The following is a 19,776-nucleotide window of genomic DNA, read 5'->3' as shown; positions in this document are numbered from 1 at the left end:
ATCGCCGCAATGAACTTGCTAATCAAAAACGGTGCAAAATTGAATGAGGATAATTCTTTATCGCCATTAGAAATCAGGATAATCAATGGGAAAATTGCTGAAATGGGAGAGCGGTTGACCAATGAAGGTGAAAAAGAATGGGATGCAGAAGGGCAGCTCATTTCTGCTGGATTTGTCGATTTACACGTGCATTTACGAGAACCTGGCGGCGAGAAAAAAGAAACGATCGAAACTGGGACATCGGCAGCTGCCAAAGGCGGATTCACCACGATCGCTGCGATGCCGAATACACGTCCAGTCCCTGACCATCCTGAGCAAATGAAGAATTTAATGGAGAAAATTCAAGAAAAAGCGAGTGTAAGGGTCCTTCCATATGGGTCGATTACAATCAGGCAGCTTGGCAGGGAAATGACGGATCTGGAAGGTTTGAAGAGGGAAGGTGCATTTGCTTTCACCGATGATGGCGTCGGTGTGCAGACAGCCTCGATGATGTATGAGGCCATGCAAAAGGCCGCTGCATTGGACATGAGCATTGTCGCGCACTGTGAAGAGAATTCCCTTATTTACGGTGGGGCCGTACATGAAGGCAAGTTTTCCAAACAATACGACCTGCCGGGGATACCATCCATCTGCGAATCCGTTCATATTGCAAGGGACGTCCTTTTGGCAGAAGCTTCTGGCTGCCATTATCATGTATGCCACATTTCAACCAAGGAATCTGTCAGGGTCGTACGGGATGCCAAGAAAGCAGGGATCAATGTGACGGCAGAAGTGACGCCCCATCATCTGCTTCTTTGTGAAGAGGATATACCTGGTGACGATGCAAGCTACAAAATGAATCCACCATTGAGGAGCAGCGAGGACCGTCAAGCATTGATTGAAGGCCTTCTTGACGGGACGATCGATTTCATTGCAACGGATCATGCTCCGCATACGGATGAAGAAAAAGCAGAGGGAATGAAGCAGGCACCATTCGGCATTGTCGGTCTTGAAACGGCATTTCCGCTTTTATATACGAATTTGGTGGAAAAAGGACTTTGCTCACTGAAGCAGCTGATTGAATGGCTGACGATCAAGCCGTCCCTTGCATTCAAGCTTCCTTATGGAAAGCTTGATATCGGGGAAGGAGCAGATATCACATTAATCGATTTGAATAAAACAGCAAAGATTGATCCAGCAAACTTTTTATCAAAAGGAAAAAATACACCATTCAAAGGATGGAATTGCAAAGGATGGCCGACAGCTACTTTTGTGAATGGAGAAATGATCTGGAAAGAGGAGCGTGTTCAAGCATGAAAAGACAACTAATATTGGAAGATGGCACCGTCTTGATAGGTGAAGCTTTTGGAAGCGACAGAGATTCAGTAGGAGAAGTTGTTTTTAATACCGGTATGACAGGCTACCAAGAAATACTGACTGATCCATCATACTGCGGTCAAATCGTCACCTTGACGTATCCTCTTATCGGAAATTATGGGGTCAACCGCGATGATTTCGAGTCAGTTGAGCCAGCGGTAAAAGGCTTCGTCGTAAGGGAAGCAGCTGACTTTCCGTCAAATTGGCGCAATCAAATGAGCATTGATGAATTTTTGAAACTGAAAAACATCCCGGGGATTGCTGGTGTTGATACACGACAGCTGACAAGGATCATCAGGAAATATGGAACATTGAAAGGGGCGATCTGCGGCATTGAACAGTCGCCGGAAAAGGTGATTGAACAATTGAAATCAAGCTCACTGCCGACAGATCAAGTGAAGCAGGTTTCTACGAAGACTTCCTATAGAAGTCCAGGGAGAGGAAAGAGAATCGTACTTGTCGATTATGGGATGAAGCATGGGATTTTAAGAGAGTTGAACAAGCGCGGATGTGATGTGGTCGTCGTTCCATACCATACAAAAGCAGCGGATATTTTGGCGCTTAGCCCGGATGGGATCATGCTCTCGAACGGTCCGGGGGATCCAAAGGATGTGGAAGAAGGCAACAACATGATTCAAGAAATTTTGGGCAAGATCCCTCTTTTCGGAATCTGCCTGGGGCATCAATTATTCGCACTCGCATGCGGAGCGGATACGTATAAGATGAAATTCGGCCATAGGGGGTCCAATCATCCTGTGAAAGACTTGGAAACGGGAAAAATCGCTTTGACATCCCAAAACCACGGCTACTCGGTTAGAGAAGAATCCATCGAAGGGACACGGTTGAAAGTGACGCATACTGCCTTGAACGATGGTTCAATCGAGGGGCTTTTGCACAAGGACTATGCAGCCTTTACTGTCCAATATCATCCCGAAGCGTCGCCGGGACCGGAAGATGCGAACTATTTATTCGACCGCTTTATTGAAATGGTGGAAGCCAACAACAGAAAGGAGCATCAACATGCCTAAACGAAAAGATATTCACAGTATACTAGTCATCGGATCAGGTCCAATCATCATCGGGCAGGCAGCGGAATTTGACTATGCGGGGACGCAGGCTTGCCTGGCTTTGAAGGAGGAGGGATACCGAGTCGTCTTGGTCAACTCCAATCCCGCAACGATCATGACGGATACAGAAGTAGCAGATGCCGTCTATATCGAGCCTTTGACACTGGAATTTGTCAGCCGGATCATTCGTAAAGAAAGGCCAGATGCCATCCTGCCGACGCTTGGCGGACAGACAGGATTGAATTTAACAGTGGAATTATCCAACGCCGGCGTTTTAGAGGAATGCGGAGTGGAGATTCTTGGAACGAAACTTGATGCCATTCAGCAAGCCGAAGACAGGGATTTATTCCGAACACTTATGAATGAGCTCAATGAACCTGTACCAGAGAGTGAAATCATTCATACATTGGAAGAAGCGTTTCAGTTCGTTGAACGAGTGGGATACCCGGTCATTGTCCGTCCTGCATTTACAATGGGAGGAACAGGCGGCGGTATTTGCGAAACGAGGGAAGAATTGATTGAAACCGCAGGAAGCGGGTTGAAAAATAGCCCGGTGACCCAATGCCTTCTTGAAAAAAGCATTGCAGGATTTAAAGAGATAGAATACGAGGTTATGAGAGATGCAGGCGATCATGCCATTGTGGTCTGCAACATGGAAAACATCGATCCTGTCGGCATTCATACAGGCGACTCGATTGTTGTAGCACCAAGCCAGACGTTAAGCGACCGCGAATATCAAATGCTTCGCAATGTATCTCTGAAAATAATCCGAGCTTTGGGGATTGAAGGGGGCTGCAACGTACAGCTGGCGCTTGATCCGCATAGCTTCAATTATTACATCATCGAAGTGAATCCGCGTGTAAGCCGATCTTCTGCATTGGCTTCGAAAGCAACGGGCTATCCGATTGCAAAACTTGCAGCAAAAATAGCGGTCGGCTTGACACTTGATGAAATGATGAACCCCGTAACGGGAAAAACGTATGCATGCTTCGAACCTGCCTTGGACTATGTCGTCACCAAAATTCCCCGCTGGCCATTTGATAAGTTTGAATCGGCCAAACGAAACCTGGGGACACAAATGAAAGCAACCGGTGAAGTCATGGCGATCGGAAGAACGTTTGAAGAATCGATCCTCAAGGCCATCCGTTCATTGGAAAGCAATGTGTATCACCTTGAACTGAATGATGCAAAGCAAATATCGGATGAATTGATGGAAAAACGAATCAGGAAGGCTGGAGATGAGCGGCTGTTCTATATCGGCGAGGCCCTTCGAAGAGGCGCATCGATTGAAACCATCCATGAATGGAGCCAAATCGACCTGTTCTTCTTAAATAAATTCAGCAAAATCATCAAATTTGAAGAGCATGTGCAAAACCATCCTTTTGATGAAGACATTGCACTAGAGGCAAAAAGGCTCGGATTCACGGATTATATATTGTCACATCTATGGGAATGTGAAGAGCTTGAAGTGTATGAGTGGAGAAAACGAATCGATCTTATGCCTGTATATAAAATGGTCGATACATGTGCAGCTGAATTCGAATCTGAAACACCATACTTTTATGGGACATACGAGGAAGAAAATGAATCAATCTCCTCATCACGAAAGAAAATTGTGGTTCTGGGTTCAGGTCCGATCCGCATCGGCCAAGGTGTGGAGTTTGACTACGCGACTGTCCATTCTGTATGGGCGATCAAGGAAGCCGGATATGAAGCCGTCATCATCAACAATAACCCTGAGACGGTTTCCACTGACTTTAGCATCTCTGACAAATTATATTTTGAACCACTGACCATTGAAGATGTCATGCATGTAATTGATTTGGAAAAGCCTGAAGGAGTTGTTGTACAATTTGGCGGGCAAACGGCCATCAATCTTGCCTCGGAGTTAAGCAAAAGGGGAGTCAAGATCCTTGGTACATCCCTGGAGGATATCGATCGTGCCGAAAACAGGGATAAATTCGAAAAAACCTTATCACAGCTGAAGATACCACAGCCTGCCGGGAAAACGGCAGTTTCAGTAGAGGAAGCTGTCCAGATCGCAGAGGAAATCGGCTACCCGGTATTAGTGAGGCCATCCTATGTCCTTGGCGGAAGGGCAATGGAAATCGTCTATGAACAAGAAGAGCTGCTTCACTATATGAAAAATGCGGTAAAGGTCAATCCGGAACACCCTGTTTTAATTGACCGCTATTTATTCGGGAAGGAGATTGAGGTTGACGCCATTTCAGATGGAGAGACCGTCGTCATTCCGGGAATCATGGAGCATATCGAAAGAGCAGGTGTCCATTCCGGGGATTCCATCGCCGTCTATCCACCACAGCAGTTGACTGACCAAATGAAAAAAAACATCGCAGACTATACGGCAAGGCTGGCAAAGGGACTTAATATCATCGGGCTCCTCAATATTCAGTACGTCATTTCAAAAGGTGAATTATTCGTCTTGGAAGTGAATCCGCGTTCGAGCCGTACGGTCCCATTCTTGAGCAAGATTACGAAGGTAAAGATGGCTAACTTGGCGACGAAAGTGATCTTAGGAGAAAAGCTGGCTGATCAAGGCTATCAAACAGGGCTTCTTCCGGAAAGTGAAGATGTTTATGTCAAGGTGCCGGTGTTCTCATTTGCCAAATTAAGAAGAGTCGATATCACGCTCGGGCCGGAGATGAAATCAACAGGTGAAGTAATGGGGAAAGACCGTACGATTGAAAAAGCCCTGTATAAAGGCTTGGTAGCGGCAGGGATGAAGGTGAAGGATTACGGATCTGTCTTGATGACCATTGCGGACAAGGATAAGGAAGAAGGTCTTCAGCTGGCAAAAAGGTTCGTGAATATCGGCTACCACCTTCTTGCTACGAGCGGAACCGCAGCACATTTACAGCAAGCCGGCATACCGGTGAAGGTTGTTGACAAATTGGGTTCAGAAGGCCCGAACCTTCTCGATGTCATCCGCAAAGGAGATGCTCAACTCGTCATCAATACCCTGACGAAAGGGAAACAGCCACAGCGCGACGGATTTAGAATCCGAAGGGAATCCGTTGAAAACGGAATTCCTTGCTTAACATCACTGGACACAGCGGAAGCGATATTAAGGGTGATAGAATCCATGACGTTTTCTGCAGAATCCATGCCGCAATTTTTGGAAACGAACAAGGTGATTCGTTCATGATCAAGCAGGAGAAAATGACCATCACTTGCCAAAGGGAGATTGCTGCCAGCATATATGAACTTACACTTGAGGGGCAGCTTGTCGACCAGATGGTTGAGCCGGGACAGTTCGTGCATTTAAGAGTTTCGGAAGGAATAGATCCATTATTGAGAAGGCCGATTAGCATATCGAAAATACATTCTGATAGACAAGCATTTACGATGATTTATAGAGCTGAGGGGAAAGGAACTCAGCTCTTATCGGAAAAACAAATCGGGGATAAGGTGGATGTATTGGGGCCGCTGGGACATGGGTTCCCGATTGAGAAAAATATGAAAGGGAAAAAAGCGCTATTGGTCGGAGGCGGTATTGGGGTTCCGCCATTATACGAACTTTCACACAGACTCCTTGAAGGTGATATGGATGTTGTCCATGTTTTGGGCTTCCAAAATGAATCCTCCGCTTTTTATATCGACCAATTCTCACAACTTGGGGATACGTATGCTGCAAGTGTGGATGGAACAGTAGGGACAAAGGGGTTTGTAACAAATATATTGGATCAATTGAAGTTTGACTTCGATGTGCTTTATGCGTGCGGGCCTACCCCGATGCTTAAAGCATTGGAAGAGAGGTTCCGTGATAAGCGTGCTTACTTGTCGCTTGAACAAAGGATGGGCTGCGGTATTGGCGCTTGCTTTGCATGCGTCTGTGCCGTAAAGGATGATCCCGAACAATCAGCTTACCGCAAAGTATGCAGCGACGGGCCCGTTTTTCCAATAGGGGAGGTCGTATTATGAATCGACTCGGCATAGAGCTTCCGGGACTGAAGCTTAAAAATCCGATTATGCCTGCATCGGGATGTTTTGGATTCGGACGTGAATTCAGCCAGCTATATGATTTAAGCAAACTTGGCGCCATCATGATCAAAGCGACGACTTTGACGTCTCGGTTTGGAAATCCTACGCCAAGGGTGGCCGAAACCTCCGGTGGGATGCTGAATGCCATCGGTCTTCAAAACCCTGGACTAAAAAAGGTCATGGATGAAGAGCTTCCATGGCTGGAGCAGTATGATGTCCCGATCATCGCAAACGTAGCGGGGTCAATGACGGAGGATTATGTGGAGGTGGCGAAACAAATTTCCACCGCACCTAATGTCCATGCACTGGAGCTCAACATATCCTGTCCGAATGTAAAAACGGGCGGAATCGCCTTCGGTACGGCTCCGGAAATTGCCAAGGAGCTGACAAGCCGTGTCAAAGAAGTGTCATCTGCCCCTGTGTATGTGAAACTTTCGCCAAATGTCGCGAACATTGTCGAGATGGCGCAAGCAGTTGAAGAAGGCGGAGCCGATGGACTCACGATGATCAACACCTTGTTAGGAATGAGACTGGACCTGAAAACAGGCAGACCGATCCTTGCCAATAAATCTGGCGGACTATCTGGGCCAGCGATCAAGCCGGTTTCCATCCGTATGATTTATGAAGTGAGCCAGAAAGTGGGCATTCCAATCATCGGAATGGGAGGCGTCCAGACAGCACAAGATGTAATCGAATATTTTTATGCCGGCGCAAGTGCTGTAGCAGTAGGGACTGCCAACTTCGTCGATCCATTCATCTGTCCATCCATCATTGATGAACTGCCATCACTTTTGGATGAAATTGGAGTGAACCATATTAGCGATCTAACCGGAAGGAGCTGGAAAACCGATGATCAAAAAGCCTATCATCGCGCTTGATTTTTCTAGTATGGACGAAGTGGTCTGTTTTTTGGAAACCTTCACTTCTGACGAGCCTTTGTATGTAAAAGTCGGCATGGAACTTTACTATCAAGCAGGTCCGCAAATCATCGGATTTTTAAAGGAAAAGGGTCATCAAATTTTCCTTGATTTAAAGCTTCATGATATTCCAAACACCGTCTATCAAGCGATGAAAGGCCTTGCACGCCTCGGTGTGGATATGGTGAATGTCCATGCAGCAGGCGGAAAGAAAATGATGGAAGCTGCATTAAAAGGGCTGGAAGATGGGACTTCCATCGGGCAAAAGAGGCCGAAGCTGATTGCGGTCACCCAGCTGACGAGTACTTCCGAGGAAGAGATGCAATATGGTCAGTTAATCAAAGCAACGCTAATGGAATCTGTCATTCATTATGCCAAGCAGGCGCACGAGGCTGGGCTCGATGGCGTTGTCTGTTCGGCGCAAGAAGCCAAACATATACTCCTTGCAACAACAGATCGATTTATGTGCGTGACTCCAGGCATCCGTATGGCTGAAGACGATAAAAATGACCAGCTCAGGGTCATGACACCTTCACAAGCCCGAAAGAACGGGGCCGCGGCGATCGTTGTGGGCAGGTCGATCACGAAGAAAAGCAACCCGAGGATGGCATATGAACAAATCAAAGATGAATGGATGGTGGAAATTGAAAATGAAAAATTATATAGCTGAACAACTATTAAAAGTAGATGCGGTTTCGCTGAAGCCGCACGATCCATTCACATGGTCATCAGGGATAAAATCGCCAATTTATTGCGATAACAGGCTGACTCTTTCTTATCCTGAATTGCGCAAGGAAATCGCCAAAGGGCTCAGCAATTTGGTTTCCGAAGAATTTCCTGCAGCCGAGATGATAGCAGGTACGGCAACAGCAGGAATTCCACATGCGGCTTGGGTAAGTGACATATTAAATCTGCCGATGTGCTACGTCCGCTCAAAAGCAAAGGGGCATGGAAAGGGAAATCAAATTGAAGGCAAGGTTTCTTCTGGCCAAAAAGTGGTAGTGGTGGAAGACTTGATTTCAACTGGAGGGAGCGTCATCACAGCCGTGAACGCCTTAAGAGATTCGGGGTGTGAAGTGCTGGGTGTCGTATCCATCTTTTCTTATGAACTGGCAAAGGGAAAGGAACAGCTTGAACAGCATCAAATTACCTATCATTCGCTATCCGACTATACAAGCCTGCTAGAAACTGCATTGAAGCTAGGCGAAATCCGGGAAGAAGATGTGCAGGAATTGAAGCAGTGGAGAGAAGATCCGGCAGGTTGGGGCAGCAAATTGGTGTAATGCGATAAAAAAGGGGCCGCTCGGTGCGGTCCCTTTTTTATGCTTTCAGCGCGAGGATCTTATCTGCATCAGGAGTGACGTAGACGGTTTGCTGGTTGTCATATATGACAAATCCAGGCTTGGCGCCATTCGGTTTTTTTACATGCCTTACTTGAGTGAAGTCGACAGGGACTGAGCCCGATTCCTTGGCTTTGCTGAAATAGGCAGCAAGCTGAGCGGCATCAAGGATGGTTTCATCACTTGGGTCCTGGCTCCGAATCACTACATGTGAGCCCGGGATGTCCTTGGTATGCAGCCATATGTCATCTCGTCCAGCCACTTTATTGGTCAAATAATCATTTTGCTTGTTATTTTTTCCTACTAGAATGACAGTTCCATCGGAAGAGAGGTATTTTTCCAGCTGTGGCTTAGAATTATTCTTTTTGCTGCCTTTTTTTTGCTTCAGTCTTAAATAGCCTTCCTCTGCCAGCTCCTCTCTGATTTCCTCGATATCCCGTGGGGAAGCTGACTCGATTTGCTGCAGCAGTGCTTCAAAATAGGCAATCTCATCTTCCGCTTTTTTTATTTGCTCTTGAACGATGACAATGGCTTTTTTGGCTTTTTGATATTTTGAAAAATAGCTTTGTGCATTTTCAGAAGGAGTTTTAAGCGGATCGAGTTGGATGGAGATGGTTCCTCCGTTTTCATCGTAATAATTCGAGACTTCGATCGACTCCATTCCTTTATGGACCGCATAAAGGTTTGCTGTCAGCAGTTCACCGTACAATTGATATTTATCCGCATTTTCTGCATCATGCAATGTTTTTTTGAGCTTCTCGATCTTCGTTTCGTTCTTATCCCGTTCATTCTTCATGAACCTTTCCAAATCATGCGCTTGCTGCTTCACACGATCGCGTTCAGCTTTTCCGAAATAAAAGCGGTCGAGCACTTCGCCGAGTGTAGGAAAGGATTTGTCCTCGCCGTTTAAGTGTTCAAGCGGGAAGAGATAAAATGCCTCTTTGCTCTCGGCTAGGGTGATTGCAGGCCGATATTGATATTTCTTAATCTTCTCCATGATTTCCATAAAAGCAGCTGGGAGTGTCTTTATATTTGCGAGCTTGGACCGAAATAGAATCTCTTTGGCCAAGAGTGGAGAAACACCAGAGAAATGCTGAACAATTTGTTTGTCCATTTTTCCCGAATTAAAATCCAATTTTCTGATGACATCCTCCTCTGCTGCTTCTAGAGGATCCATTTTGTCCTGTTGGGGAGGGAGGATATATTCCTGCCCAGGGACCACTGCCCGATAGCTGTTCACCGCATAGGAAACATGCTTGATGCTATCCAATATCATTCCTTTTGTTTTATCGATCAGGATGATATTGCTGTGCCGTCCCATTATTTCCACAATCAGCTGCTTGTAGGATAAATCACCTATCTCATTTCGGCCTTTTACATCAAAGATAATGATCCGATCGAGCCCTACTTGCCTGACATCCTCCAAAATGTAACCTTCTAAATGCTTCCGTAAAAGCATACAGAACATTGGGGGTTCGGACGGGTTGTCATAAGCTGCATCCGAGAGCTGCACCCGTGAATAGCTCGGGTGGGCCGAGAGCAAAACCTTATGATTTTTCCCGTTTGACCGGACGACCATGATGATTTCGTTTTTATATGGCTGGTGAATCTTATTGATCCTCCCGCCTTTGATCGTCTGTGAGAGTTCATGGACCATGGCCCTTGTAAATAATCCGTCAAATGACATTAATGAACATCCTTTTCTATTTATATGATTAATTTAGAAGGCTCTTTACGTAAGATTGCTGCTTTATATCAAACATTGGGCAAGGGGGATATCTGCTGCAGGATCTCGCCTTGGTTAGCATCTGCCGCTCTTGCTTTGATCATAAAATACTTTTAAAACAACAATCTTTTAGTAAATAACCGTAAGTGCTGATTTGCTGCTGGAATCTTGTGATTTTTAGGGATTCAGTTTGAAAAAGACGTTTTTTTATTTAAAAATGACGTCTGCTGGGATATTTTCGATCTCTTCTGTCCAAATAATGTTCAGAAATGTAATATATCGGCCAGTTTAACGGGTTTTTCGGTCTAATTTTGATTATATCGGCCGATTCAGCACATATATCGGTCTAAATTTAAATATATCGGCCGATTTCAGTCAAATATCGGCCAATCGACACTAATCAACAGAATTTGCCGCACCTCAACTTAAGTTCCCTGCTCTTTGTCGATGGTCAAGCCGCCTTCGCTTCGACGTACAGGATGTACTAGTGCAGGCGTTGCCACAGGACGTGGCGAACATAGCCGGCGCTCCATGTTGTCCAGCTCCGGAGGCTATCGACTAGCAGACTTCAGGATTCCCCTTACGATAAGTCAACATCGAATCGTTATCCGCTCTTCGTGTTTCCTTTATCTCGCGGTGCTACGGTCCAATCTCTTCGCCTCTGACCAAGCCGCCTCCGCTTTTCTTTCAACATTATATCATTTTTCTTTTGTTGGCTGAATATGCTTGCTATATGGGAAGGACAACTTCTGGTTTGAAAGAGGAGAGTGAGTTGGTTGGATGAAGTACCATGAGATGGGGGAAAAAGACGTAGAAAAGGCCTTGAATACGAATTTTCAATGTGGGCTCCAGGAAGAGGAAGTAAAGAACCGGCGAAAACAGTTTGGCTGGAATGAGCTAGATGAAGGGGAGAAGCAGTCGGCGTTATTGCTTTTTTTCAGCCAGTTCAAAGATTTTATGGTGCTTGTTTTATTGGCGGCAACGTTGATTTCGGGGCTGCTGGGGGAATATATTGATGCGATTGCAATTATCGCCATCGTTCTGATTAATGGGTTTTTAGGCTTTTTTCAGGAACGGAAGGCAGAAAAGTCCCTTCATGCATTGAAAGAGCTGTCTGCTCCGCAGGTGTATGTCCTCAGGGATAGAGGTTGGCTGAAAATAACCTCTAAAGAAGTAGTTGTGGGGGACGTAATCAAATTTTCGAGCGGCGATCGAATCGGCGCTGATGTGAGGATAATCGAATCGAATAATCTTGAAATAGAGGAATCGGCATTGACAGGCGAATCATTGCCTGTATCCAAAAAGGTCGATATTGTAGCGGGTGAAAATGTAAGCCTGGGCGATTTGGAAAATATGGCTTTCATGGGGACGATGGTGACGCGCGGAAATGGGATCGGCGTGGTCACCTCCATCGGGATGAAAACAGCGATGGGGCAGATCGCCCATATGCTGCAGAATGCACAAGTGATGGTCACTCCGCTTCAAAGGCGGCTTGAACAGCTGGGGAAAATCCTCATCACTTTCGCCTTATTGTTAACGGCCTTGGTTGTGGCCATTGGAGTCATACAGGGGCATGATTTATATACGATGTTTTTGGCTGGTGTTTCATTAGCTGTTGCAGCGATCCCTGAAGGTCTTCCAGCGATCGTCACAGTTGCCTTGTCGCTTGGGGTGCAGCGTATGATCCGGATGAATGCGATTGTCAGAAAGTTACCAGCTGTTGAGACACTTGGCTGTGCCTCGGTGATATGTTCGGATAAGACCGGAACCATGACCCAGAACAAGATGACCGTCACACATATATGGAGCAGCGGTCAAACGTGGAATGTGACAGGAACCGGCTATCATCCAGGAGGTGAATTTTATCAAAGGGATCATAAAGTATTGCCTGGGAACTCCAAGGAATTGCAGCAGCTGTTGACATTTGGGGCATTATGCAATCATGCAGAGCTGAAACAGAAGGAAAATGATTATATCATTGACGGAGACCCGACGGAAGGAGCCCTTCTTGTGGCTGCCATGAAAGCAGGATTAAAAAGGGAGAACCTATTAAAGCAATTTACGGTTGAAAAGGAGTTTCCTTTCGATTCATCAAGGAAAATGATGAGCATGATCATTAAGGATCAGCACGGGAAAAGGTTTGTCATCACAAAAGGCGCACCTGATGTCATTGTAGGTGTAAGTGAGTCTATATTATGGACAGGCAGGCTTCAGCATTTGGGAGGAGAGTCCAGGGAAAAAGTGAATGATGCGGTCGAAGGGCTAGCAATGCAGGCGCTCAGGACAATAGCCATTGCATTCAAGCCGATAGATTCCAAAACGATCATATTGCATGAATCAGAAGCTGAAAAGAATCTGACCTTTATCGGACTCCAAGGAATGATCGATCCTCCTCGTCCCGAGGTTAAAGCAGCAGTGAAAGAATGCAGGGATGCAGGGATCAAAACCGTGATGATTACAGGGGACCATGCCATCACCGCAGAGGCGATTGCCAGACAGCTCGGGATAATAAAAGGAAATGCAAAAGTCCTCGAAGGTAAAGTATTGAATGAGATGACGGTTGAAGAGCTGGAGGAAGAAGTGGAACAAGTCTCCGTCTTTGCCAGGGTGTCGCCGGAGCACAAGCTGAAGATTGTGAAGGCATTGCAAAATCGAGGGCATATTGTCGCGATGACGGGGGATGGTGTCAATGATGCACCTGCCATCAAAACCGCGGATATCGGTGTTTCAATGGGGATTACCGGAACGGATGTTGCGAAGGAGGCATCCGCACTTGTTTTGTTGGACGATAATTTTGCCACGATTAAAGCAGCGATCAAAGAGGGCAGGAACATATATGAAAACATTAGAAAGTTCATCCGATACTTATTGGCTTCGAATGTAGGCGAAATCCTTGTCATGCTGTTTGCCATGATTCTGGCACTTCCGCTTCCACTCGTTCCTATTCAGATTCTATGGGTGAATTTAGTGACGGATGGACTTCCAGCCATGGCGCTGGGTCTCGATAAACCTGAAGAAGATGTAATGAAACGGAAGCCGCGGCATCACAAAGAAGGCGTATTTGCAAGAGGGCTTGGTTGGAAGGTGGTTTCCAGGGGCTTCTTAATCGGGGTTTCCACTTTGATGGCATTCGTGACCATCTACCATCGAAATCCAGATCAATTGGCGTATGCTCAGACAATTGCGTTTGCCACGCTTGTCCTGGCTCAATTGATCCATGTATTTGACTGCCGAAGCGAGAAGTCGGTTTTTGCCCGCAATCCGTTTGGAAATTGGTACTTAGTGGGGGCCGTCATCTCTTCATTGCTCTTGATGCTTATTGTCATCTATACCCCGGCATTGCAGCCCATTTTCCATACAGTCCCGATCATCATGAGAGATTGGCTATTGATAATTGGAATGAGCGCAATCCCTACGTTTTTATTAGCTGGATCATTTTATTTAAGAAAAAAGACTTGAATTATGGTATAATCCTAAAGGTAATAGAGGCTGCTCTATTGCCTTTTCTTTTTAGCTTTCTTTCGAAATGGATGTGATCACGAATGGTGATGAGTATGACGGGGTTTGGCCGTGGAAGGGCAGAATCGTCGCAATATGCGGTTACAGTTGAAATGAAATCTGTGAATCATCGTTTCTGTGAATTTAATATTCGTATGCCAAGGCAATTATTGAGCATAGAGGAAAAAATCAAGAAGAACATCGGCGATATCGTGAAACGTGGCCGAACGGAAGTCTTCATAGCATTCGAAGGCGAAGGTTTAGTGAAACGGAAGTTGCATATTGACTGGGAACTATTAGAGGATTATTATCAATTAGTAAATAAAATCAAGGATACCTTCAACGTACATACTGAAATTGATCTTAAGGATTTAATCAATCGTTCGGATTTTATTTCAATTGAAGAAATGGAAGAAGAGAATGAAATGATCGATTCACTCGTGCTGGAAGCCGTCTACGGTGCAGTGCAAAAACTGTCTGAAATGAGGGCTGCAGAAGGGCAGGCATTGAAAAAAGACCTGCTTCATCAGTTACGGGCCTTCAATCTTGAGCTCAAGAAGCTGAAGGAGTATGCACCTGCGGTTACGGAGAAATATAAGGCTCGACTCGAGAAAAAAGTGTCGGAGTGGATGAACGGGGAAATCGATGAGGCAAGGATCATGACCGAACTCGCCATATTTGCGGATAAGTCGGACATCAGTGAGGAAATGACAAGGCTTGATAGCCATATTGCACAGTTCAGACAAGCGCTAGATCAGAAGCAACCGATTGGGCGGAAGCTGGATTTCATGATTCAGGAAATGAATCGGGAAGTGAATACGATCGGCTCAAAGGCAAATGACTCGAATATTTCTCATACTGTTGTGGAATTGAAAACATATTTGGAGAAAATGAGAGAACAAGTTCAGAATATTGAATGATAATTGATTAAAACGGCCGTTTGACGGTCAAACTAGATTATTATTGATCGGAGGAACAACATGTCCATTAAACTAATAAACATCGGATTTGGCAATATTGTTTCCGCAAATCGAATAGTTTCCATTGTTAGTCCAGAGTCCGCCCCAATCAAACGGCTTATCCAAGATGCCCGCGACCGAGGATCATTGATTGATGCGACCTACGGGCGCAGAACGCGAGCCGTGATCATCACTGACAGCGACCATGTCATTCTTTCCGCGGTCCAGCCGGAAACCGTCGCGCATCGTCTTGCAGATAAAGAAGATATAAATGAAGAAGGGTAGGACATAATTTCATGAAAGAAAAGGGTTTGTTAATTGTTCTTTCAGGACCTTCAGGTGTTGGGAAAGGAACCGTCAGAAAGGCAATTTTTTCACAGGAAAATACAAAATTTGAATATTCCATCTCTATGACAACACGGCTGCCTCGTGAAGGGGAAGTGGATGGAGTAGATTATTTCTTCAAGTCAAGGGAGGAATTCGAGTCCCTGATCGAGCAAGGAAAGCTTTTGGAATATGCTGAGTATGTGGGTAATTATTATGGTACGCCAGTGGATTATGTGAGAGAGACAATGGATGACGGCAACGACGTATTCTTGGAAATTGAAGTCCAAGGCGCAAAGCAGGTACGGGATAAATTCCCGGATGGATTATTCATCTTTCTTGCTCCGCCGAGCTTATCGGAGCTCCAAAACCGCATTGTCACAAGGGGTACTGAATCCGAAGAATTAATCCGAAACCGGATGGACACTGCTCGCTCAGAAATTGAAATGATGAATTTATATGATTATGTCGTTGAGAATAATGAAGTGGCCACCGCCGTTGAAAAAATCAATTCCATCGTTCAAGCTGAGCATTGCCGCAGGGAACGAGTTGAAAAACGCTATAAAAAAATGTTGGAGGTAGAATAATATGCTTTATCCATCGATTGACTCTTTATTAAACAAAATCGATTCAAAATATTCCTTGGTGACAATCGCCGCTAAAAGGGCGCGCAAGCTGCAGGAGAAAAGTCCTTTGACATTGGACAAAACCGTTTCCCATAAATATGTAGGAAAAGCATTGGAAGAAATTCATGCAAATAACCTTACGATGAAAAAAGGTGTGGAAGTTTCAGACTAATAGCTAATTCTATGTATTCGAAAAAATAACAACCTATTGATAGGTTGTTATTTTCATTTTGTCATTTGGCGATGTATCAATTAAGTGCAAAAGATCAAAAAAACATTCATAATGAAAGTACGAATTTATTGAATTTGGGGGATGCACGATGTTGAAAGGCAAAAATATTCTATTATGTGTGACCGGTGGGATCGCTGCCTATAAAGCAGCTGCGCTGACCAGCAAAATCAAGCAGGCTGGTGCAGATATTAAAGTGATCATGAGTGATTCTGCCCGTCAGTTCATTGCACCTTTGACTTTCCAGGCGTTATCAAGGAATGAGGTTTATTTTGATACCTTCGATGAAAAAAATCCGGAAGTCATTGCCCATATCGACCTCGCAGATTGGCCTGATTTGATCATTGTCGCGCCGGCAACCGCAAATGTAATCGGCAAGCTTGCAAATGGGATTGCGGACAATATGATCACAACGACCCTTCTCGCTACGAAAGCCCCAGTATGGATTGCGCCGGCAATGAATGTCAATATGTATGATCATCCCGCTGTGCAAAAAAACATTCAAACCCTTGATCGATACGGGTATCAATTCATTGAACCGAGTGAAGGCTATCTGGCGTGCGGATGGGTCGGAAAAGGCAGGCTGGAAGAACCGGAAAAGATCGTTTCATTAATTGAAGGCTTTTTTCATGACAGGTCCAAAGGCATGCTCAAAGGGAAGCGAATCATTGTCACAGCAGGAGCGACAAAGGAAAAAATTGATCCGATTCGCTATTTTACGAATAGATCGAGTGGGAAAATGGGGTTTGCTATTGCTGGAGAAGCCGCAAAAGAGGGCGCAGAAGTGCTTCTGGTCACGAATTCTTCCCTACCCGCACCGGATGGAGTCACCATCCTGCCAGCCGAAACTGCCGAAGATATGTATCATGAAGTCATGAAACATGCTCCCGAAGCGGATATCATCATCAAGAGTGCCGCTGTAGCGGATTACAAGCCAAAATACATATACGGCCATAAAATGAAAAAACAGGATGGCGATTTAGTGATTGAGTTGGAGCGGACAAAGGATATCTTGAAAGACTTGGGGGAGAAAAAAGAACATCAATTCCTTGTCGGATTTGCTGCAGAAACTGAAAATATCGACCAGTATGCGATGAAGAAGCTCCAGCAAAAAAACGCGGATATCATCGTGGCAAATAACGTGACCCAGGAAGGGGCAGGCTTTGCCGGTGATACGAATATCGTCACTATTTATAAGCGAGATGGTTCAAAGAAGGAGTTGTCGCTTATGAGTAAACGGATGGTAGCGAAGGAATTGTTGAATGAAATCGTCCAATCAATGAAAAGGGATCGATGAAAGTGGAAATAGCAAGTGTGATTGTAGATGTGCCTGCGATGCAGACGGACAGGATCTTTGATTACGAAATTCCTGCGAAGTGGGTCGGTGCCATCCATCCGGGAATGCGTGTCGTTGTTCCATTCGGACCTAGGAAAATACAAGGATTTGTTGTAGGAATAAAGCGAAATACGGATGTGAAAAAGCTTAAAGAAATTGAAGAACCGATGGATTTGACTCCTGTTCTCAATGAAGAGCTGTTGAATCTGGCACATTGGCTCACGGAAAAAACATTAAGCTTTAAAATATCCGTATTTCAAGCAATGCTTCCCGCGGCGATGAAGGCAAAATACGAAAAGATCATCCGGGTAGTCGATCAAACAGCCCTCCCATCTGATCTGGAGGGAATATTCAATGGGAAAGATGGACTGCCTTGGGCTGAGATAGAGGATAAAGGGCTGCTCTCAAACATTCAATCAGAAATAAAAAATGGAAGCCTTGAAGTCCTCTATTTAGTAAAGAATAAGGCGAAGAAGAAAACGGTGCGAGAGATATTCTGCCAGCTGGACCACGACGATTTGAAAGAACAAGTTCTTGGATTATCAGGGAATGCGGTGAAGCAAAAGGTAGTTTTAGAATGGTTTTTAAAGAGTGAATCGACGGAAGTTTCAGCAAAGGAGCTTATGGAGGATACTGGCGCAACACAGTCAACCATCCGTGGTTTGATAAAAAAAGGATTATTGGGAGAAAGGCAGAAGGAAATTTACCGCGATCCATTTGAGAATAGACAGTTTAAAAGAACGAAGCCCTTTCAACTGACGGATGAACAGTCAAATGCGATAGGTCCCATTTTAAAATCGATTGAAAATCGGACACATGAAACTTTCTTATTATACGGTGTGACGGGGAGCGGAAAAACAGAGGTCTACTTACAATCGATCCAAAAAGTATTGAATGACGGCAAGGAAGCGATTGTACTTGTTCCGGAAATCTCCTTGACCCCGCAAATGGTGCATCGCTTCAAAGGAAGATTTGGAGACGCTGTTGCAGTGCTTCACAGCGGCCTCTCCGTAGGGGAAAAATATGATGAATGGCGAAAGATTCAGCGGAAAGAAGTCAAGGTGGTCGTCGGTGCCCGATCGGCTATTTTTGCCCCATTTGAAAATTTGGGGATCATCATCATCGATGAAGAGCATGAGACAAGCTACAAGCAGGAGGAAAACCCTCGATACCATGCCCGTGAGGTTGCCATTCATAGAGGGGTACAAAACCATTGCCCTATCATATTAGGAAGCGCCACTCCATCTCTGGAAACATTCGCCCGCGCCAAAAAAGGGGTCTATACGCTTCTATCATTATCCAAAAGGATGAATGATCAAGCGATGCCTTCGGTTTCCATTGTGGATATGAGAGAGGAGCTGCGGGGCGGCAATCGCTCCATGTTCTCAACTGAATTATTTGAGAAGCTAAAAGACAGGTTGGAAAAAAAGGAGCAGTCAGTCCTGTTTTTAAACAAGCGTGGGCATTCTTCATTTATCATGTGCAGGGATTGCGGGCACGTATCCCAATGTCCCCATTGTGATATTTCGCTGACCTATCATCGGTATTCAGAACAAATGAAATGCCATTACTGCGGGTTTGAAGAACGGGTACCAATGAATTGCCCTGAATGCTCCAGTGAGCACATCCGTTACTTTGGAACAGGGACGCAAAAGGTCGAGGAAGAACTTTCCAAGCTAATACCAGAAGCCAGGGTCATCAGGATGGATGTGGACACAACGAGCCGAAAAGGGGCACACGAAAAGCTCCTGAACCAGTTCGAAGACGGAAAGGCGGATATATTATTAGGGACGCAAATGATCGCCAAGGGTCTGGATTTCCCGAACATCACACTTGTCGGTGTATTGAGTGCTGATACAATGCTGCACCTTCCTGATTTCAGGGCTTCGGAGAAAACCTTCCAGCTCCTCACACAAGTAAGCGGAAGGGCAGGCAGGCATGAGTTGGAAGGGGAAGTGGTCATCCAGACATATACTCCTGAACACTATAGCATCGTATTGGCAGGGGATCAGGATTACGATCGGTTTTACCATCAGGAAATGATGATGAGAAAGATGGGATCCTATCCGCCATTCTATTATTTGTCATTGATTAATATCAGCCACGAAGAATTGCTGAAAGTTGTAAGCACCGCAGAGAAGATCACCAAATATGTACAATCGAGATTATCCAGTGAAGCTATTGTCCTTGGACCGGTAGCTTCTCCGATTCCTAGGATCAAGAATAGATATCGCTACCAATGTTTGATAAAATACAAGCGTGAACCAGGACTGGTTGAAACATTGAAAAAAGTGATTGAACATTATCAATCACAAGCCTCAAATGGTTTGGCGATCTCGATCGATATCAATCCTTATATGATGATGTGAAATGATAAAGGCACTTTTCGTATAGTT

Annotated in this window: 15 protein-coding genes; 14 read left to right on the top strand and 1 reads right to left on the bottom strand. The window is 45.2% G+C overall.

Annotation, left to right across the window (positions count from 1 at the left end; all coding sequences use genetic code 11):
- Positions 1 to 9 precede the first annotated feature (9 nt).
- The 7 genes from D9X91_RS09290 to pyrE are packed head-to-tail and all read left to right on the top strand — an operon-like array spanning position 10 to position 8,625.
- Positions 10 to 1,296, top strand: a complete 1,287-nt coding sequence (locus D9X91_RS09290; RefSeq protein ID WP_121680332.1) for a dihydroorotase — start codon at positions 10 to 12, stop codon at positions 1,294 to 1,296.
- Positions 1,293 to 2,384 (top strand): carbamoyl phosphate synthase small subunit, encoded by a 1,092-nt coding sequence (locus D9X91_RS09285; protein WP_121680331.1) that lies wholly within the window; start codon positions 1,293 to 1,295, stop codon positions 2,382 to 2,384. Before D9X91_RS09290 ends, D9X91_RS09285 begins: the two co-directional genes overlap by 4 nt.
- On the top strand, positions 2,377 to 5,589 hold the full coding sequence (carB, locus tag D9X91_RS09280; protein ID WP_121680330.1) for a carbamoyl-phosphate synthase large subunit: 3,213 nt from the start codon (positions 2,377 to 2,379) through the stop codon (positions 5,587 to 5,589). The genes D9X91_RS09285 and carB overlap by 8 nt, the downstream gene beginning before the upstream one ends.
- Complete coding sequence (locus D9X91_RS09275) at positions 5,586 to 6,365, top strand: dihydroorotate dehydrogenase electron transfer subunit (RefSeq protein ID WP_121680329.1); 780 nt, start codon at positions 5,586 to 5,588, stop codon at positions 6,363 to 6,365. The genes carB and D9X91_RS09275 overlap by 4 nt, the downstream gene beginning before the upstream one ends.
- Entirely contained in the window at positions 6,362 to 7,303 is a 942-nt protein-coding gene (locus D9X91_RS09270; protein WP_121680328.1) for a dihydroorotate dehydrogenase, read from the top strand. The genes D9X91_RS09275 and D9X91_RS09270 overlap by 4 nt, the downstream gene beginning before the upstream one ends.
- A complete protein-coding gene (gene pyrF, locus D9X91_RS09265) occupies positions 7,275 to 8,012 on the top strand; it encodes an orotidine-5'-phosphate decarboxylase (protein WP_121680327.1) in 738 nt (245 codons plus the stop codon). Before D9X91_RS09270 ends, pyrF begins: the two co-directional genes overlap by 29 nt.
- Complete coding sequence (gene pyrE, locus D9X91_RS09260; RefSeq protein WP_121680326.1) at positions 7,993 to 8,625, top strand: orotate phosphoribosyltransferase; 633 nt, start codon at positions 7,993 to 7,995, stop codon at positions 8,623 to 8,625. The genes pyrF and pyrE overlap by 20 nt, the downstream gene beginning before the upstream one ends.
- Positions 8,626 to 8,662: 37 nt before the next feature.
- Here pyrE and D9X91_RS09255 read toward each other — a convergent pair whose 3' ends face one another.
- Positions 8,663 to 10,369, bottom strand: coding sequence for an Rqc2 family fibronectin-binding protein (locus D9X91_RS09255; RefSeq protein ID WP_121680325.1), 1,707 nt, complete (start codon positions 10,367 to 10,369; stop codon positions 8,663 to 8,665).
- An 819-nt stretch (positions 10,370 to 11,188) separates the two neighbouring features.
- Here D9X91_RS09255 and D9X91_RS09250 point away from each other — a divergent pair.
- From D9X91_RS09250 to priA, 7 genes are all read left to right on the top strand, one after another.
- On the top strand, positions 11,189 to 13,867 hold the full coding sequence (locus tag D9X91_RS09250; protein WP_121680324.1) for a cation-translocating P-type ATPase: 2,679 nt from the start codon (positions 11,189 to 11,191) through the stop codon (positions 13,865 to 13,867).
- Between the two features lie 83 nt (positions 13,868 to 13,950).
- The gene (locus tag D9X91_RS09245) at positions 13,951 to 14,826 is read left to right on the top strand and encodes a YicC/YloC family endoribonuclease (protein WP_121680323.1); all 876 of its coding nucleotides are present in this window, start codon (positions 13,951 to 13,953) and stop codon (positions 14,824 to 14,826) included.
- Positions 14,827 to 14,886: 60 nt separating this feature from the next.
- Entirely contained in the window at positions 14,887 to 15,150 is a 264-nt protein-coding gene (remA, locus tag D9X91_RS09240) for an extracellular matrix/biofilm regulator RemA (protein WP_121680322.1), read from the top strand.
- Between the two features lie 11 nt (positions 15,151 to 15,161).
- The gene (gene gmk, locus D9X91_RS09235; protein WP_121680321.1) at positions 15,162 to 15,776 is read left to right on the top strand and encodes a guanylate kinase; all 615 of its coding nucleotides are present in this window, start codon (positions 15,162 to 15,164) and stop codon (positions 15,774 to 15,776) included.
- Between the two features lies 1 nt (position 15,777).
- On the top strand, positions 15,778 to 15,987 hold the full coding sequence (rpoZ, locus tag D9X91_RS09230; RefSeq protein ID WP_121680320.1) for a DNA-directed RNA polymerase subunit omega: 210 nt from the start codon (positions 15,778 to 15,780) through the stop codon (positions 15,985 to 15,987).
- Between the two features lie 148 nt (positions 15,988 to 16,135).
- Complete coding sequence (gene coaBC / locus D9X91_RS09225) at positions 16,136 to 17,341, top strand: bifunctional phosphopantothenoylcysteine decarboxylase/phosphopantothenate--cysteine ligase CoaBC (protein WP_121680319.1); 1,206 nt, start codon at positions 16,136 to 16,138, stop codon at positions 17,339 to 17,341.
- A 2-nt stretch (positions 17,342 to 17,343) separates the two neighbouring features.
- On the top strand, positions 17,344 to 19,749 hold the full coding sequence (gene priA / locus D9X91_RS09220; RefSeq protein ID WP_121680456.1) for a primosomal protein N': 2,406 nt from the start codon (positions 17,344 to 17,346) through the stop codon (positions 19,747 to 19,749).
- Positions 19,750 to 19,776: the final 27 nt, after the last annotated feature.

The sequence above is a fragment of the Falsibacillus albus genome (genome assembly GCF_003668575.1).
Taxonomy (GTDB): domain Bacteria; phylum Bacillota; class Bacilli; order Bacillales; family DSM-25281; genus Falsibacillus; species Falsibacillus albus.
The sequence above is the reverse complement of the archived record's forward strand: the minus strand, read 5'-3'. Positions and strand labels throughout refer to the sequence as shown.

What these genes read in the sequence shown, in the direction of transcription:
- D9X91_RS09290 (WP_121680332.1), top strand. Translation starts at nt 10, where the DNA reads ATGAACTTGCTAATCAAAAACGGTGCAAAATTGAATGAGGATAATTCT.
- D9X91_RS09285 (WP_121680331.1), top strand. Translation starts at nt 1,293, where the DNA reads ATGAAAAGACAACTAATATTGGAAGATGGCACCGTCTTGATAGGTGAA.
- carB (WP_121680330.1), top strand. Translation starts at nt 2,377, where the DNA reads ATGCCTAAACGAAAAGATATTCACAGTATACTAGTCATCGGATCAGGT.
- D9X91_RS09275 (WP_121680329.1), top strand. Translation starts at nt 5,586, where the DNA reads ATGATCAAGCAGGAGAAAATGACCATCACTTGCCAAAGGGAGATTGCT.
- D9X91_RS09270 (WP_121680328.1), top strand. Translation starts at nt 6,362, where the DNA reads ATGAATCGACTCGGCATAGAGCTTCCGGGACTGAAGCTTAAAAATCCG.
- pyrF (WP_121680327.1), top strand. Translation starts at nt 7,275, where the DNA reads ATGATCAAAAAGCCTATCATCGCGCTTGATTTTTCTAGTATGGACGAA.
- pyrE (WP_121680326.1), top strand. Translation starts at nt 7,993, where the DNA reads ATGAAAAATTATATAGCTGAACAACTATTAAAAGTAGATGCGGTTTCG.
- D9X91_RS09255 (WP_121680325.1), bottom strand. Translation starts at nt 10,369, where the DNA reads ATGTCATTTGACGGATTATTTACAAGGGCCATGGTCCATGAACTCTCA.
- D9X91_RS09250 (WP_121680324.1), top strand. Translation starts at nt 11,189, where the DNA reads ATGAAGTACCATGAGATGGGGGAAAAAGACGTAGAAAAGGCCTTGAAT.
- D9X91_RS09245 (WP_121680323.1), top strand. Translation starts at nt 13,951, where the DNA reads ATGGTGATGAGTATGACGGGGTTTGGCCGTGGAAGGGCAGAATCGTCG.
- remA (WP_121680322.1), top strand. Translation starts at nt 14,887, where the DNA reads ATGTCCATTAAACTAATAAACATCGGATTTGGCAATATTGTTTCCGCA.
- gmk (WP_121680321.1), top strand. Translation starts at nt 15,162, where the DNA reads ATGAAAGAAAAGGGTTTGTTAATTGTTCTTTCAGGACCTTCAGGTGTT.
- rpoZ (WP_121680320.1), top strand. Translation starts at nt 15,778, where the DNA reads ATGCTTTATCCATCGATTGACTCTTTATTAAACAAAATCGATTCAAAA.
- coaBC (WP_121680319.1), top strand. Translation starts at nt 16,136, where the DNA reads ATGTTGAAAGGCAAAAATATTCTATTATGTGTGACCGGTGGGATCGCT.